Source organism: Vreelandella sp. L-25 (genome assembly GCF_056857535.1).
The window spans coordinates 1-13511 of record NZ_JBSXNH010000050.1 but is presented as its reverse complement, the minus strand read 5'-3'; the positions used below and the strand labels follow the sequence as shown (position 1 = coordinate 13511).

The window sequence follows — 13511 nt, the reverse complement described above, 5'->3', positions numbered from 1 at the left end:
CTGAATGTTCGCACCTGGGACTGCCCAGATTGCGGTACTCAGGGCATCGACCGCGACGTGAATGCGGCCCGCAACATTCTGCAAGCAGGCACCGCGCTATTAGCCGGTGCAGATGGTTGAAAGATCATACCGAGGGGCACTTGGGAATGTACGCCTGTGGAGTTTGTGTAAGACCGGCAGTGCCAAGGCATTGAAGGCAACGAACATCGAAGCAGGAACCAGAAGGTAACGACCTGGGAATCCCCTTCCTTTCCGCCGCAAGGCGGCAGCGCAAGCTGAGAGAGGGGAGGATGTCAAGAGTATCCTGTTCGGTAATAAGGTGCTAAACATGTCGTTAGCTGCTTCTTTAGAGCCTCTTTCTCAGCTTGTTCACCGCGGAGGCGCTAGCGGCGTAACAGGTAGTTGTCATCAACTCCTTTATGGTGATCACCATTCGCTGTTAATTGATTGCGGCCTTTTCCAGGGTGAAGATGCCGAGCAGGATGAGTTTAAGCAGTTAACCGTCGATTTTGATGTTAAAACTATCGATGCGTTAGTGATTACCCATGTGCATATCGACCACGTTGGGCGCTTGCCTTATTTGTTGGCCGCCGGGTTTACGGGGCCGATTTTCTGCTCCAAGCCATCGGCCAAGCTGCTGCCGCTGGTCATCGAAGACGCCTTAAAAATTGGCTTTACTCGCGATGCACGGTTAATTGAGCAGTTTTTGCAGCGGGTGGAGCATCAGTTAGTGCCATTAGCGTTTGGTAAATGGCATAACGTCACATCAACACCTACTTGCCATGTGAACATGAAGCTCCAGCGCGCGGGGCATATTTTAGGCTCCAGCTATGTGGAGGTTGCCCTGCGCGACCCTTCTACCAAGCGGCGGCAGCGGGTGGTGTTTTCAGGCGATTTGGGCGCTGCCAACTCCCCCTTGCTGCCAGCACCAAAAGCCCCAGCTAAAGCGGATGTGCTGGTGTTGGAATCTACCTATGGCAATCGCTTGCACGAAGGCCGCTTGGATAGAGCCGCTAAGCTAAAACAGGCCATTGAGCGCGCGCTCCATAATAATGGCACGGTGATTGTGCCAGCGTTTAGCATTGGCCGTACCCAAGAGCTGCTATATGAGCTTGAGGGTATTATTCACCGTGCGGATAAGCAGTCACTGTGGAAGTCGTTAGAAATTATTGTCGATTCGCCGCTGGCAGCGCGCTTTACCCAGGTGTACCGAGACCTCAAGCCATTTTGGGACAGCGAGGCGCAAACCCGCGTTCGCGCTGGCCGTCATCCGCTGAGCTTTGCATCGCTCTACACAGTGGATAGCCACGCAACCCATGAGCAAACGGTGCGTTATTTGGCCGAGAGTGGCCGGCCTGCCGTAGTAATCGCTGCCAGTGGTATGTGTGCCGGTGGGCGAGTGGTCAATTATTTGAAGGCGATGCTGGGAGATCCGCGCCATCAGGTGCTATTTGTCGGTTATCAAGGCGCTGGTACGCCGGGGCGGGATATTCAGCGCTATGGCCCCCAGGGCGGCTGGGTGATGTTGGATGGCGAGCGTTATGACATTAAAGCAGGGGTGACCACCATCAGTGGCTACTCTGCCCACGCGGATCAAACGGGGTTATTAGGCTTTGTTAAGCAGATGCGCCACTGGCCCCGTAGCATCCATTTGGTACACGGGGATGCCGAGGCCAGAAGGGCGCTAAAAGTGGCGCTTGAATCGTTAGCCGCTAAGCACGGTAAGGCGCTGAAGGTAACGTTACCGGTGAATCAGCCAGAGTAGCTAGGTTGGGGCTATGCTACTATCAGCGGCTTTATGACGCTGGTTAGGTTAGTGACCTGTATGTTAAGCCCCAATGTTCCCCGTTCTGAGCCGTTGTCTCACGTTACCAGTCTCGCTGTATTTTTGATGGGCGCGCTGGCGCTGGTGGTGCCTTCTGGTTACTCCGTTGGCCCCGTACTGCTCCTGCTGGCGAGCACTGCTCTGCTATTTAAGCGCTTTAAGTTCTCCTCCTTTGTGCTGCTCCCCCAAGATCGCTGGATCATCGTAGCGTTAGTGGCCTACGGCCTGGTGGTGGGCATTATGTCGGCGGTTGAGCTTGGTTCTCGTGGTTTTGATAGGCCGTTGCGCTTTTTATTGGCCATCCCGGTGCTGCTGCTGATACTGCGCTACCCGCCGCGTTTAAGCTGGCTGTGGGGTGGGGTCGCACTAGGCGCTATTGGTGCCGGTAGTTTGGCGCTGTGGTTGAAACTGGTAGAGGGCGTTGCGCGGGCGAGTGGCTTTCTGCACGCGATCCAGTTTGGCAATTTAAGCATGTTAATGGGCGTGCTGTGCTTTGCAGGCTTGGGCTGGGCGGTGGTTCAGCGCCAACGCCATGCGTGGGTTGCCTTGCTACTGCTGGGGGCTTTGCTGGGGATGCTGGGCTCGTTAATGTCCGGTAGCCGTGGCGGCTGGGTGGGGCTGCCGGTGGTGGGGTATGTGCTCTACCGTGGTTATGGCCGCCAGTTATCTATAGCGATAAAAGCAGGAGCGGTTGGAGCAGTATTGACCCTGTTTGCAGCGGTGTATCTGTTGCCGCAAACGGGAGTTCAGCAACGGGTTGAAGCTGCCGTTAGCGATATTAGCCACTATGTAGCCGGTACGAAAACCGAAACGTCGCTGGGCTTGCGTTTTGAAATGTGGCGCGGGGCTGCTCAGTTAATTGCCGAGCGGCCACTGCTGGGCTGGGGCGAGGCTGGCTACCGTGAGGCCTTGGGGGAACTAGGCGAGCAGGGTGTTATCTCCCCCGTGGCGGCGGAGTTTGGCCATGCCCATAACGAGTTTATCGATGCCTTTGCCAAACGAGGGCTGGTAGGGATGGCCGTGCTGCTCATGCTTTATATGATCCCGATGAGGATGTTTGCCCCTAGCTTATCGCACCCTGATTTGCCCACTCGCTCATTGGCGGTAGCGGGCACGCTGTTACCGGTCGCATTTATTGATTTTGGTTTATCGCAAACTTTTTTGGCCCATAACAGCGGCGCTACTTTCTATGCGTTTTGGTTAGCGGTGCTATGGGGGAGTTATCGTGCAAGAAGGAGAATTGTGTCGTAAAGGCCGGGTGGGGAAATAAAGCTGGGTGCGCGGCACCCAGCTTTATTTAGTTCGCATCGTTAAGCGGTGCCTCTTCAGCTGCTGTAGGCGCTATAACCGCAACGGTTTTTTGCTCCCGCGTCCATTTACCCGCTTTTTTATCAATGTACTGAAAGTGCTCGTTGGTAAAGCTGCCCTGGTTACAGGCGTGGCGGTAAGACACGGTAGGCACGTTGGCGTGGGTTAGTCTCTGGATAAATACCCCAGGCCCGGTAATGTCGAACACATTAGTCAACTCATTCTGCTTGATATTGACGCTAATTTGCTCAATGAGCAGCGCCAGATTAGGGTTGTTGGGTTTGCTGGCAATAAAGTAGTTGCTTAGCTCGCCCTTACGGGTAGTAACATAAAGCTCGTCAATATCGTTAGGTATCACGCTGCCAAGTGGCCAAATGGCGTGGGCATCGATATCCAGGTAGACCCCGCCATGCTTTTGCAGTACCAGCAAGCGCCAAAAATCCGCCTGGGCGGCACCAATTTGCAGCCGGGAGTACTGCTGATTAATATCTTTGTCGTAGTGCTCGGCAATGAATGCTTTTCGGGCTTCGGTAATCATAAACCGATACTCAAAGCGTGGGGCCATCAGACGGTTGAACAGGTAGTTGAGATAAACCGGCAGAGTGACTTTATTGGTAAAGTTGGTTTGCCAAATAATACGTGGAACTACCGAATCATTTTTAGGCGCTAACCAGGGCGCGGAGCGCTCTGGCAGCGTGAAGCGCTTGTTGGGAACAATAGCGTGAAAGACATAGCTCAGTAACTTGGTAATGTTAGCAAATAGCTTAATAAAACGGCTAACAACCACTATCAGCGTTTTGTTGGTGGTAGGCCTTGTAGGCATGAGAATCCTTTTAAATTAGTTCCGTGCGTAACGGTTAAGCGAAGGGGCGTTACCAGCCTCCTTGGCCTTCCAGTAGGCTACGCATGTTATTGTCGAGCGGTAGCTGGAAATCTGCGCTACCCAATACCATGGCATCGCCAGCGCGAACTACCCGTGCGCTCACATAGAGGTAATCCTGCCCTTGGGCATAAGTTCCCATCAAAATCGAGCGGGCGTTGTGCTGGGCGCTAAGACGTTGAACCTGGCGGGAGAGAATAAGTTCACCCACGCTCTCTTCAATAAACATGCTGTCACGCATTTTGACTTCGCGAACCTGCATGCCTTGCTGTGCCAAAGCGGACGCCATGATCTCCGAGCTAATACGGCCAAAAGTAGAGGATTGGCTTAGGTTATCGATGCTGACAAAGGTAGCGGCAATCATGGGGCTGTAGCGGGTCAGGTCTGGGTTGTTCGCCACCATCTGCTGCGCTGCCTGATGGGCAAGCTGAGAAAGATCAGGTTTAGGCTCTTCCGGTTGGGCATTACTGCCTAGCGTCGAGCAGCCCGTTAGCACCAGCATAGTGAACAGCAGCATCATTACGCGAATAGGAGCGCACAGAGATCGTAAAGACATAAACATTACCAGGTGTCGGTGATAGAAACTGTTGGCGTGGTGGGCGCTTGGGGAACCCGGTGCGGCGCGTAGTGACGGCGGTCACCTGCATTAATGTAATAGATATTGGAGGAGGAGTAGAGGATTCGTTCGCCGTCTAAAATTTGGGTGGTAATAATCACTTCTTCATTGCCGGTATGCGTCCAGCTGCCGCTGGTAATATCGGCAGCAATCGCACCAGGGATAAGCGCTAATGCAGGTTCGCTCCACTGATTATAAGGAATGGTGGCCACAGCAATGCCAGCGGTTAAGGCTGTGAATGCGCCCACGGGCGGGCGTATAAAGCCACGATCTCGATGTGTCACAACTTCAACATCGACATGAATGTTGGCGGTATTCGCTGTGGGAACGGTCATCAATGTCGCGCCGCGTGATACTAGCTCGCTGGTGAGCAAAGTACGAAAGCCCCGACCAAACTCGCCGCCACTATAGGCAGAGGCGCTGCTTTCTTCTGCGGGGGTGATGTGAAAATCACGAAAACGCACGCGTTCGCGCTGTAGGATTTGGGTAGCTTCATGGCGTGCGAGTACATCCCAGTGATGGGCTGCCTGCATGCGCTGCTGTTCCGTGTAAGGGTAAGTGGTGGCGATAGGTGCCTGTGATGTGTTGGCATAAAAACAACCACTCAGCATCAGGCTGACCATTCCCAGGCCAACGGGGCGTAAAAAGTGGACAATGGGGAATGACGTGGGAAGAATGCGCACCTGATAGTTCCTTATCGCTACTAAACAGCTATTTGATAGACTAGTTTGCCATGCTTAGCTTAGATCGGCCACGAGGTTAGAAACTTGAATGAGTGATAACACCCATGCTTGAAGACCACCGCAGCGGCCCACGCCATGATGCGCTGTTGTCTGCGTACCCCGAAGACGAGAGCAATAGCGGCTGGATGATTAGCTACATCGACATTATGACGCTGTTGGTGGCACTGTTTGTGATTATTATCGCCGCAGCCGGGGTGACAAGCCCGGAGTGGTCATCTGCGGATAACCAGGTTGAGCCTGATAACCTCATTGTGCCACCGCTGGAAGTGCCGCTGCCCGACGTGTTGGATGAATTTCGTTCACAACGTAGCCCGATGTTGGCATCTGCCCCTGGAACGCTAAATCCGATGGCGATTAGTGCCGCGCTGGGTGTGGCGGGTTTACCCGCCCGTTCTGTCTCCACCTTTAGCGTGCCGCCGCTATTAGCACTCCCCGAGCCAGCAGAGCTAACGCCGGCCGATGAGCTACCGTTCGTTAAGACGCTGTCTGAACGCCTGACACCGATACTTCCTACTCCTTTGGTGCGCGTAGAAGAAGAGGTGGCCACTTCGCCCATGGCAGATTATATGGTGCTGCTGACAGATCGCCCCCCGGTTAATGTTCAGGAAATCAGCGATGAGGCCATCAGCAGCGCCCTAGCGCTGGACACAAGCCTGCCTGAGCGCGTTGAAACGTCCGCGTATCTGCCAAATTTAGAGGGCGTAGAGGTCTCCCGTGTGGCGGAGGGTATTAGCTTGCGGGTGCAAGATAGGCTGCTGTTCCCTTCTGCTACGGCGGAGCTTACCGAAGGCGGCTCATCGTTGGTGGGTAGCCTGCTGGAAACCATTCAGCGCTACGATGGTGAAGTATGGGTAGAGGGGCACTCCGATAGCCAAACCATTAACACGCCGGAGTTTTCATCTAACTGGGCGCTTTCAAGCGCCCGTGCTATCGCCATTGTAGAAGCCTTGGAGGAGGCGGGTGTGGCCTCTGAGCGTTTACGGGCAGTGGGCCTAGCGGCGACCCAGCCGTTAGAAGATAACAGCACGGCAGAAGGGCGTGCCCGTAACCGCCGGGTGGAAGTGGTCATCCATGTGGAGTAGGGCGCACTAGCCAAAGGGTAAGCACAATAAAAAAGCCCGCCGGGGGGGGCGGGCATTAAAGGGCTTGGCTCACTGCAGCCCACTGACATCAGGTGAGGGAGTCTACGTGAATGTCAGTGAGTACAACATGAGTATAGCTATTTATGAGATTTCGCCAAGCGCTTGTGCAATTTTTTGTAGGCTTTTAGCTCACCTTTTTTGCACCTATTTGGTGCTTTTCTGATGCGCTTTTTTGGTGCTCAAGCCTTCAGCGCCCTTTCTTTGATTTTAAGTATTTGATTTATATTAGATGAACTTCATTGGCATACATTCTGCTTTATTGCTTATCTGAAAGAAATGCCTGCGTAACGGCTTTTAAGATTGCAATAAGGTGGTGCCATGACCGAACAGACTCGCACTGCACATACTCAGGCTGAGTTGCCTGATATAGCGCTGTCGCCCGATAGTGCTGACCCAGCGCTTCAACCGCGCTTGGTGGTCACTGACCTAGACGGTTCCTTGCTAGACCACCACAGCTATGACTTCTCACCGGCAGCGCCTTGGCTGGCGCGCCTAAAACAGCTGGGCGTGCCCGTTATACCGGTCACAAGTAAAACCCGTGCCGAACTTATTTCCCTGCGTGAAGCGCTAGGCCTGACAGCTACCCCATTTGTGGCGGAAAACGGCGCTGTGATTGGCCTGCCACCGGGCTGGTGTCACGCACGGCTAGACCGCCCAGGTAGTGGCCTGGATGGCGTGGTGGTTAAACACACTGGAGTAGATGTGGGCTTTATCCGGGCACGGCTTAACGTCTGGCGCAAACGCCTGGGCGTTCGTTTTACCCGTATGAGTGAGCTGGATATTACCCAAGTCATGGCGCTTACCGGTTTAGATGAACCCCGTGCCAAGGCTGCCCGAAAGCGTGAAGGCAGCGAGCCGCTTATCTGGGAAGACAATGAGGCCGCGCTGGCAAACTTTCGCTTAGCGCTTGAGGGCGATGGGTTGACGCTGACGCAAGGCGGGCGCTTTTGGCACGTAATGGGTAAGGCCTCGGATAAAGGCAGTGCCGTTGACTGGCTCATTAAGCGATTTACCGCGCTCCGTGGCCGTGCGCCGCTCTCATTAGGGCTAGGCGATGGCCCCAATGATATCTCTATGCTGGATGCGGTCGACCAAGCCGTCGTGATTAAAGGCTGTCACGACTTAGCGGTGGTTCCCACAAACACCGCGCTTTATCGCACAAAGGAAACTGGACCAACGGGCTGGGCCGAGGGGGTAGCCCACTGGTGGGGGCGAGACGACCGCCGACTAGCGGCGGTACTTAGCCAACAACCAGAAACGGCCTAACCCAAAAGGGGATCAGCGAATGAGTGACTTTCATCAAAATGGCGTTATCACCGATTTTCATAACCTAACTCGCCGCCCGGTAGAGGCACTGGAGCAGGAGCTGAGTCAGTTTGCTAAGCGTCGCCCGATGGGGTTGATACTGCCGTCGCTGTTTTCCGAGCTGGAAGGTCCGGCGCTTTCTGCCATCGTGGATGAGTTAGTGAAGGTGCCTTACCTCAACGAGATTGTAATTGGCCTGGACCGCGCCGACCGTGAGCAATTCTTGTACGCCCGGGAGTTTTTCTCTCGCTTGCCCCAGCATACGCGCATTCTATGGAACGACGGGCCACGCCTACGCGAGTTAGACGCCGAGCTGGAAAGCCACGATCTGGGAGCGTTAGAACCAGGCAAAGGGCGCAATGTGTGGTACTGCGCAGGTTACGTGCTGGCGTCTGGCCGCTCGTCGGTGGTGGGATTACACGACTGCGATATCCTGACCTACGACCGCAGCCTGTTGGCTCGGCTCATGTACCCCGTGGCTCATCCACGTTTTAACTACCGCTTCTGTAAGGGCTACTACCCGCGCATCGCGGAAGGAAGACTGAACGGCCGCGTTTCTCGGTTGATGGTGACGCCGCTGCTGCGGGCACTAAAAACGGTATGCGGGCCGCTACCCTATTTGGACTACTTAGATAGCTTCCGCTACCCGCTCTCTGGAGAGTTCGCAATGCGCAGCGATGTGCTGGAAGGCATCCGTATTCCTGCCGACTGGGGGCTGGAAATTGGCGTACTCTCTGAGCTGCAGCGCAACTACTCCCACCGCCAGCTATGTCAGGTCGATATTGCCGATGCCTACGATCACAAGCATCAGCCCGTTAGCGAAGATGACGCCAATGCGGGCCTTAACCGCATGAGCCTGGACATCGCTAAAGCGCTGTATCGCAAGCTGGCCACCCAAGGCGTGAGCTTTAGCAGTGAAGACTTCCGCACGCTAAAAGCCACGTACTATCGTTTAGCACTCGATTTGATCGAAGCCTACGACCACGACGCCACCATGAACGGCCTGAGTTTAGACCGTCACTGTGAAGAGCAGGCGGTGGAGTTATTTGCCAGCAACCTGCTGGAAGCGGGCAACCTGTTTTTGGATAACCCCCGCGAACGGCCATTTATTCCTAGCTGGAACCGCGTTCAGGCCGCTGTACCCGACATACTGGCGCGGATGCATGAGGCGGTAGAGTTGGATAACCAAGGGAAGGTGTAGCTGGGAAGTAAGGTGAGCAAGCCCCCGCCTAATTGGGCGGGGGCAATGCCTATTAAAAGTCGCTGAAGGAGGAGTGAGCCGCTGGCGCGGCAATAGCAGGCTGGTGCGCTTCTTTATTTAACTTAAAGTTAGTCACCAAGTGGCGAAGCTGGGTGCTCAGCTGTGCTAGCTGCTGGGTAGCATGGTTACTCTGCTGTACCAGCCCCGCGTTTTGCTGAGTCATTTGATCCATTTGAGTAACTGCCTGATTGACCTGCTCGATACCGCTGCTCTGCTCAATGGTAGCGGCGGAGATTTCTTGGACCAGAGCACTCAACTGTTGAATATCTTCAACGACGCCTGTAATCACCTTGCCGGTATTGCTCACTTGGCGGCTGCCTTCTACAACTTGGGCGTCCGCATTTTCAATCAGCCCCTTGATCTCTTGCGCGGCAGAAGCAGAACGGCTTGCCAGCTGGCGCACTTCGTTGGCGACGACGGCAAATCCACGGCCTTGCTCCCCAGCACGGGCAGCTTCCACCGAGGCATTTAGCGCCAGAATATTGGTCTGGAAAGCGATGGCATCAATGGTGTTCACGATGCTGCTCATTTGGGTAGCGCTTTCGTTGATAGTAGCCATCGTAGTAATCACCGATGCCATGGCATCGCTACCACGTTGGGCGCTCTCAGCAGTTTTAGTGGCTAGTGTGCGGGCGTGATCGGCATGCTCGGCATTCTGTTTTACTGTCGCCGTCAGTTGCTCCATGCTGGAGGCGGTTTCTGCCAAGGAGGCCGCCTGCTCTTCAGTTCGGGTGGAGAGCTCTTCGTTGACGCCGACGATCTGCTCCACACCGTGATTCACTTGGTCGGCACCGTGGTGTATGTCGCTAATGGTGTCGGCTAGGGTCTCGCGCATGCGGTTAATATCATAAAGCAAGCTTTGCTGATCGTTAGTTGAAAGGGACGCGACTTGGGTCAAATCCCCATCGGCGATATGGCGCACCACGGAGGCCGCATAGCGTGGGTCGCCACCTAATCGACGAGCAACATCACGAATAACCCAGCCCATCAATAGAGTCACCGGTATACCAATCACTAACAAAACAATCGCTGAGCGGATTAGCCCGGAGATAAAGGCAGCGTTGATGTCATCCACGTAAACTCCCGCCGCCAACGACCATCCCCATTCCGGTAGATGCGCGACATAGCTAACCTTCGGCACTTGGCCGTCACCGGTAATACGGCGTGAGAAGTAGTCCACATGACCGCCCCCAGCCTGAGCAACGTTAAGAAACTCAGCGTATAAGCGTGTACCGCTAGCGTCTTGATAGCTGCTCATATCTTCGCCTCGGGGGCGGTTGGGGTGAGACACAATGTCGAGATTATTATCAAAAGCAAAGACATATTCGCCGTCGCCAAAGCGTACGCTGGCAATATTATCAATGGCCCGCTGCTGTGCTTCCGCTTCTGTCAGTTCACCAAGCTCAGCACGTTTTTGTAAGGCCTCAAGCTGCCCATGAACGCTTTTTACAATGTGCTCAATACTGGCGCGACGCTCGTTTTCAAGCGTTTGGCGGTTTTCCCACGCCAACCAGCCTACTAATAGCAGCATCGCTATCCAAATGATGCCAAGTGTGCCCCAAAGCTTCTGCGTCGTTGTCAAACGTTTCATGATGTCCTTGTTAAAAAATTCCAATTAGTAATTAAACCCTGATCTCTATCGGCCAGAATTTTTTATACCTTAGGCTAATTAATAAAAAATGTCTGATCTATGATACTCTTTAGATTCCAAAATGATATAAACATATAATTTTTTTTGCGCTACACTCGCTGTATAGATCCACTGTTAGCAGTCTATCCTCAGGAGGCTCCAGAATGCAGCGCCCTATCGTTACCCACTTCTTTGATGAACCAACCAATACGTTCAGCTATGTGGTGCAAGACCCTGATAGCAGCGCGTGCGCCATTATCGACTCTGTTCTGGACTTTGATTACGCAGCAGGGCGCACTGATGTTCGTTCAGCTAATCAAATTATAGCGTTTGTCCGTGAAAAGCGGCTGAAAGTGGCTTGGATATTGGAAACCCATGTCCACGCTGACCACCTCTCCGCAGCGCCGTATCTGCATGATCAGTTAGGAGGCAAAACGGGCATTGGTGCTCATATCGTCGAGGTGCAGGAGATTTTTGGTAAAGCGTTTAATGCAGGCACCGAGTTTGCCCGAGATGGCAGCCAGTTTGATGCGTTATTCAATGAAGGCGATACCTTCACGATTGGCTCGTTAGAGGGGCGTGTACTGCATACGCCTGGACATACACCTGCCTGTTTGACCTATGTGATCGGTGATGCCGCCTTTGTGGGCGATACCCTGTTTATGCCGGATTACGGCACGGCGCGCTGCGATTTTCCTGGCGGTGATGCTCGCACGCTCTACCACTCTATTCAGAAAGTACTGTCTTTGCCCGAGCAAACGCGGCTATTTCTATGCCACGACTATAAAGCCCCAGGGCGCGAGTTATTTCAGCACGAAACTTCCGTTGCTGAGCAGCGCAAAACGAATGTGCATGTCCATGACGGCATTAGTGAGGAAGAGTTCGTCAAAATGCGTACCGAACGGGATGCCACGTTAGGCATGCCGCGCCTGATTATTCCTTCGGTACAGGTCAATATGCGGGCCGGCGAGCTGCCGCCCGCCGAAGATAACGGCCAAGTATACCTAAAAGTACCAATTAACTGGTTTTAAGCGGCGGTGGGTTTAGTGTTAATCGTGCTGACCTTGATGGGCACGATTGGTGTATGGGGGTGGATAGAGGTCGTGCCGTTGGCAACGAGCGTTGGGTAACATAAGGAGCTAGATGTGGATTGGATAGCGAGCCTGCACGGGCTAGTGGGCGGTGCACTGATCGGGCTTTCAGCGGTGTGGCTGATGGGCGCACTAGGCCGCATTGCCGGTATCAGCGGCATTATTGGCGGTTTAATTACTCAGCGTCCCAAGGGGGATAGTGCTTGGCGGGTGGCGTTTTTAGCGGGGCTAATTAGTGGCCCGCTGCTCGTCATGGCCGTTGGGGGTGGGCTGGGGAACGTGGCAGGCGTGCCCGGTGCGGTGATTGGTGAACCTGCAGGCGGTGTGCCGCTTATGTTGTTAGCAGGCCTGCTGGTGGGGATAGGCACGGGGCTTGGCAGTGGCTGCACCAGCGGCCATGGCGTATGTGGCTTGGCGCGGTTAGCGCCCCGGTCTATGGCGGCTACTGGAACCTTCCTGGTCGCGGCCATCGCGACGGTCTATGTGGTACGGCATGTCATCGGAGGTGGGGTATGAGCACACCGGCCGTCAAAACCGCAGCGGGATACCTCGCTGGCCTGCTGTTTGGTTTGGGGCTCGCGATTTCTGGGATGACTGACCCTGCGCGGGTACTCGGCTTTTTAGATATTGCCGGTGCCTGGGATCCCACGTTGATGTTTGTACTCGGGGCCGCCGTAGGCACCACCTTTGTGGGCTACCGCTTAGTATTCGCTCGCGGTACGCCGCTGTTTAGCGCCAAATTTCAACTGCCGACCAAGCAGGAGCTTGATGCCAAATTGCTAGGCGGCGCGGCGCTGTTTGGGGTGGGCTGGGGGCTTTCCGGTTACTGCCCTGGGCCTGCCATTGCCTCCATGGGTGGGCTAACGCTGCCGCTTCTTGCACTGCTGGCGGCGATGGTGCTGGGCTGGTTTATTGCCCAGCGTATCGCTCGCTAAGTGAGCAACTCCGTTCACGATGACGCCCTTACTTTCCCTGGTAAGGGCGCTTTTTTTGATCTGGTGCAAGGGTTTGGCCAAAGGGCTTAACGTTCGGTTAATGCACGTTTGTCATGCTGCTTCCATCACAAGGAAACCGCTATGCACGTCCTACTCATAGAAGATGATCCACTGGTGGCCTCGGGTATTCGTTCTGGGCTGATGATGTACCACTTCGTGGTGGAGCACGTTACCTCGGTGCAGGCTGCGCGTCAGGCGATGCAAAGTGTCGCCAGCGACGTGGTGATTCTTGATCGTGGACTACCCGATGGCGATGGCTTGGCGCTGCTGCAATCCTGGCGCGATGAGGGCGTGACGACACCTGTGCTCATGCTGACTGCCAGGGATGCCGTGCGCGACAGAGTGGGTGGGCTGCAAAGCGGGGCCGATGATTATCTAGTGAAGCCCTTTGATTTAGATGAGCTGGTGGCAAGACTACATGCGCTACTGCGGCGCGTAGCCGGGCGCAGCCAAGTGAGCTTCAGCTCGCGACGATTAGGGCACCTCTGCTGCGGCAGGCTAAGGGCGGCTTTCGCCGCCGTCGCCCAATAAATTGGCCTCCCACATCAGGCTCTTCACCCCTCAAGCAGTCAGGTGTGGGAAATGGGATGGACCCGTCCTTCTGTGCCAAGATGAAGAAGCACTTCATCTAACGTGCGCAGGGCACTGACGGCATCTTGAAAGAGGATCCATCCATGAACAACATTAGCATTGTGGGTATTGATCTTGCCAAGCA

General features: G+C 54.6%; 13 protein-coding genes and 1 pseudogene. 10 read left to right on the top strand and 4 right to left on the bottom strand.

Annotated features, from left to right (window positions below):
- The 3 genes from AC13CN_RS05445 to AC13CN_RS05435 form a co-directional block, all read left to right on the top strand.
- Nucleotides 1-120: zinc ribbon domain-containing protein (locus tag AC13CN_RS05445; RefSeq protein ID WP_483053051.1), on the top strand; the 120-nt coding region annotated here is incomplete at its 5' end.
- A gap of 208 nt (nt 121-328) precedes the next feature.
- Nucleotides 329-1765 carry an MBL fold metallo-hydrolase gene (locus AC13CN_RS05440; protein ID WP_483053049.1) on the top strand — a complete coding sequence of 479 codons (1437 nt, stop codon included), beginning with the start codon at nt 329-331 and terminating at the stop codon, nt 1763-1765.
- A 60-nt stretch (nt 1766-1825) separates the two neighbouring features.
- Nucleotides 1826-3076 carry an O-antigen ligase family protein gene (locus tag AC13CN_RS05435; protein WP_427721763.1) on the top strand — a complete coding sequence of 417 codons (1251 nt, stop codon included), beginning with the start codon at nt 1826-1828 and terminating at the stop codon, nt 3074-3076.
- 46 nt (nt 3077-3122) lie between these two features.
- Here the strand turns inward: AC13CN_RS05435 and AC13CN_RS05430 are convergent, their stop codons facing one another.
- Genes AC13CN_RS05430 through AC13CN_RS05420 form a run of 3 tightly spaced genes read right to left on the bottom strand, consistent with a single transcriptional unit; the run spans nt 3123 to nt 5252 of the window.
- Entirely contained in the window at nt 3123-3956 is an 834-nt protein-coding gene (locus AC13CN_RS05430; RefSeq protein WP_044630679.1) for a glycosyltransferase family 32 protein, read from the bottom strand.
- 49 nt (nt 3957-4005) lie between these two features.
- Entirely contained in the window at nt 4006-4569 is a 564-nt protein-coding gene (locus AC13CN_RS05425; protein WP_240312663.1) for a FlgO family outer membrane protein, read from the bottom strand.
- Between the two features lie 5 nt (nt 4570-4574).
- Nucleotides 4575-5252 carry a hypothetical protein gene (locus AC13CN_RS05420; protein WP_483053050.1) on the bottom strand — a complete coding sequence of 226 codons (678 nt, stop codon included), beginning with the start codon at nt 5250-5252 and terminating at the stop codon, nt 4575-4577.
- A 164-nt stretch (nt 5253-5416) separates the two neighbouring features.
- On the opposite strand from AC13CN_RS05420, the gene AC13CN_RS05415 reads away from it, so the two are divergent.
- The 3 genes from AC13CN_RS05415 (at nt 5417) to AC13CN_RS05405 (ending at nt 9020) form a co-directional block, all read left to right on the top strand.
- Nucleotides 5417-6454, top strand: coding sequence for an OmpA family protein (locus AC13CN_RS05415; protein WP_483053048.1), 1038 nt, complete (start codon nt 5417-5419; stop codon nt 6452-6454).
- Nucleotides 6455-6832: 378 nt separating this feature from the next.
- Nucleotides 6833-7780, top strand: a complete 948-nt coding sequence (locus AC13CN_RS05410) for an HAD-IIB family hydrolase (protein WP_483053047.1) — start codon at nt 6833-6835, stop codon at nt 7778-7780.
- Nucleotides 7781-7799: 19 nt separating this feature from the next.
- Nucleotides 7800-9020, top strand: a complete 1221-nt coding sequence (locus AC13CN_RS05405) for a glycosyltransferase family protein (protein ID WP_483053046.1) — start codon at nt 7800-7802, stop codon at nt 9018-9020.
- A gap of 52 nt (nt 9021-9072) precedes the next feature.
- Here the strand turns inward: AC13CN_RS05405 and AC13CN_RS05400 are convergent, their stop codons facing one another.
- Nucleotides 9073-10671 carry a methyl-accepting chemotaxis protein gene (locus AC13CN_RS05400; RefSeq protein ID WP_483053045.1) on the bottom strand — a complete coding sequence of 533 codons (1599 nt, stop codon included), beginning with the start codon at nt 10669-10671 and terminating at the stop codon, nt 9073-9075.
- A gap of 203 nt (nt 10672-10874) precedes the next feature.
- Here AC13CN_RS05400 and AC13CN_RS05395 point away from each other — a divergent pair, with 203 nt between their 5' ends.
- The 4 genes and pseudogenes from AC13CN_RS05395 to AC13CN_RS05380 all read left to right on the top strand — a co-directional run.
- Nucleotides 10875-11741: an MBL fold metallo-hydrolase gene (locus AC13CN_RS05395; protein ID WP_253557153.1), complete on the top strand. Its 867-nt coding sequence runs from the start codon at nt 10875-10877 to the stop codon at nt 11739-11741.
- Between the two features lie 114 nt (nt 11742-11855).
- Entirely contained in the window at nt 11856-12317 is a 462-nt protein-coding gene (locus AC13CN_RS05390; RefSeq protein WP_287148709.1) for a YeeE/YedE family protein, read from the top strand.
- Nucleotides 12314-12736, top strand: coding sequence for a DUF6691 family protein (locus AC13CN_RS05385; RefSeq protein WP_058577272.1), 423 nt, complete (start codon nt 12314-12316; stop codon nt 12734-12736). The genes AC13CN_RS05390 and AC13CN_RS05385 overlap by 4 nt, the downstream gene beginning before the upstream one ends.
- A gap of 141 nt (nt 12737-12877) precedes the next feature.
- Nucleotides 12878-13249: pseudogene (locus AC13CN_RS05380) on the top strand (response regulator); the annotation flags it as partial.
- Between the last annotated feature and the right edge of the window lie 262 nt (nt 13250-13511).

Excerpts from the sequence above, each read along its gene's own strand:
- AC13CN_RS05440 (WP_483053049.1), top strand. The coding sequence starts at position 329 with ATGTCGTTAGCTGCTTCTTTAGAGCCTCTTTCTCAGCTTGTTCACCGC.
- AC13CN_RS05435 (WP_427721763.1), top strand. The coding sequence starts at position 1,826 with ATGTTAAGCCCCAATGTTCCCCGTTCTGAGCCGTTGTCTCACGTTACC.
- AC13CN_RS05430 (WP_044630679.1), bottom strand. The coding sequence starts at position 3,956 with ATGCCTACAAGGCCTACCACCAACAAAACGCTGATAGTGGTTGTTAGC.
- AC13CN_RS05425 (WP_240312663.1), bottom strand. The coding sequence starts at position 4,569 with ATGTCTTTACGATCTCTGTGCGCTCCTATTCGCGTAATGATGCTGCTG.
- AC13CN_RS05420 (WP_483053050.1), bottom strand. The coding sequence starts at position 5,252 with ATGGTCAGCCTGATGCTGAGTGGTTGTTTTTATGCCAACACATCACAG.
- AC13CN_RS05415 (WP_483053048.1), top strand. The coding sequence starts at position 5,417 with ATGCTTGAAGACCACCGCAGCGGCCCACGCCATGATGCGCTGTTGTCT.
- AC13CN_RS05410 (WP_483053047.1), top strand. The coding sequence starts at position 6,833 with ATGACCGAACAGACTCGCACTGCACATACTCAGGCTGAGTTGCCTGAT.
- AC13CN_RS05405 (WP_483053046.1), top strand. The coding sequence starts at position 7,800 with ATGAGTGACTTTCATCAAAATGGCGTTATCACCGATTTTCATAACCTA.
- AC13CN_RS05400 (WP_483053045.1), bottom strand. The coding sequence starts at position 10,671 with ATGAAACGTTTGACAACGACGCAGAAGCTTTGGGGCACACTTGGCATC.
- AC13CN_RS05395 (WP_253557153.1), top strand. The coding sequence starts at position 10,875 with ATGCAGCGCCCTATCGTTACCCACTTCTTTGATGAACCAACCAATACG.
- AC13CN_RS05385 (WP_058577272.1), top strand. The coding sequence starts at position 12,314 with ATGAGCACACCGGCCGTCAAAACCGCAGCGGGATACCTCGCTGGCCTG.